General features: G+C 47.9%; 2 protein-coding genes. Both read right to left on the reverse strand.

The window, feature by feature from the left end:
- A partial coding sequence (locus MiSe_RS48925) for a beta-ketoacyl synthase N-terminal-like domain-containing protein (protein WP_307731693.1) occupies positions 1 to 1,057 on the reverse strand: 1,057 nt, incomplete at its 3' end.
- Positions 1,050 to 1,642 (reverse strand): acyl carrier protein (locus tag MiSe_RS52475; protein ID WP_307731694.1); only part of this gene is annotated, 593 nt, incomplete at its 5' end. The genes MiSe_RS48925 and MiSe_RS52475, both read right to left, overlap by 8 nt.

The raw sequence follows: 1,642 nt of genomic DNA on the forward strand, positions 1-1,642 counted from the left end.
CTCCCAAAGAAGTACCTGTACCGTGAGCTTCAATATAGCTGACAAGTGATGCTTCTACTCCTCCATTTGCCAACGCTTGGCGAATTACGGCTTGCTGGGATGACCCGTTAGGTACTGTTAGACCGCTGCTGCGACCATCTTGGTTGATTGCTGAGCCGCGAATCAATGCCAGGATACGATCTTTGTCTTTGATGGCATCAGATAGACGCTTCAGGACAATCACCCCACATCCCTCGCCACGCACATAGCCGTCGGCTGACTCATCAAAGGTTTTGCAACGCCCATCAGGTGACAGCATCCTGGCTTTGGAGCAATTAATACTGATGACAGGTGAAACCAGCATGTTCACACCGCCAGCTAGAGCTAAATCACACTCCCGGTTACGTAGACTTTGACAAGCCAAATGAACTGCGACTAAAGAAGAGGAGCAAGCTGTATCCACTGCCAAGCATGGCCCAGTTAGACCCAGAATATAGGACAAACGTCCTGCTGCCACACTCAAAGCATTGCCCGTGGCATTGTAAGCATCTAACTCCGACACGCCGCTGGCTAGTATGTGTCGAAAATAATTATCAAGTGCAGAGATGCCAATGAAGACTCCGGTTTTGCTGCCAACTATTTGATCTGGTTTGATAGCTGCATTTTCCAGCGCTTCCCAACTGACCTCTAACAGCAAACGTTGCTGGGGGTCAAGGCTAACCGCCTCTCTGGGCGCAATGCCGAAAAACTGGGCGTCGAATTCTTCTAACTGACTGACAAACCCACCATAGCGAGTGTACATTTTTCCCGGAGCATCTGGATCTGGGTCGTAGAAAGCATCAATATCCCAGCGATTAGCTGGCACTTCCGTGACTGCATCTACCCCATCGCGCAACAGTTGCCAGAATGCTTCCGGGTTGTTAGCACCTCCGGGAAATCGGCAACCCATGCCCACGATCGCCAGCGGCTCTTTTTTGGCCTTTTCCACAGCTTCAAGCTTGGCTTGCATCTCTTCCAACTCAAGCAGAGCAGTTTGCATTAACAACCGATAATCCTTGCTGACTGAATTATTACTCATTTGGTTTTTTATTTCGGATAGATAGTAGTTTTTGGGCAAGTAAGTCTGCAATTTCGTCCTGGGAAAGAGCTTCCAGTTGGTTCAATCGCTCATTTTTAGTATTCTCCTGTTGAACTGCGAGCGGTAATTTGTCATCAAACTCTAAGCTGATCGCATTCTCAGCTAGATAATCAGTGAGCTTTGTAATTGTGGGATAATCAAAGACTAAGGTAGAAGGCAAAGAGCAACCCAAAGAGTTTTGCAGGCGGTTTCGTAACTCTACAGTCATTAACGAATCCATGCCTAGCTCGAAAAATCCTTGATCTAGGTCTAGGGTTTGCGATAATTTCTGGCCCAGCACTTGAGCCACTTGGGAGGTAATGTGGTTGCTCAAAAGCTTGCGGCGATCGCCAATTTTGGCGGCTTCTAATCGAGCATAAAACTCAGATTGCTTTACTTTCAAGGCTAAGCTGTCGGTCAAGTTAGCAAAAAACGGCGATGTCAAAGCCGATGTCGCAATCAACTGTGACCAGTTAATTGGCATCACCCCAACTTGGCTGGCCGACTGGTTTAACAATTGCTCCAGCGCCACTAATCCCCGTTCTA

This window comes from Microseira wollei NIES-4236 (assembly GCF_020521235.1).
Classification (GTDB): Bacteria; Cyanobacteriota; Cyanobacteriia; order Cyanobacteriales; family Aerosakkonemataceae; genus Microseira; species Microseira wollei.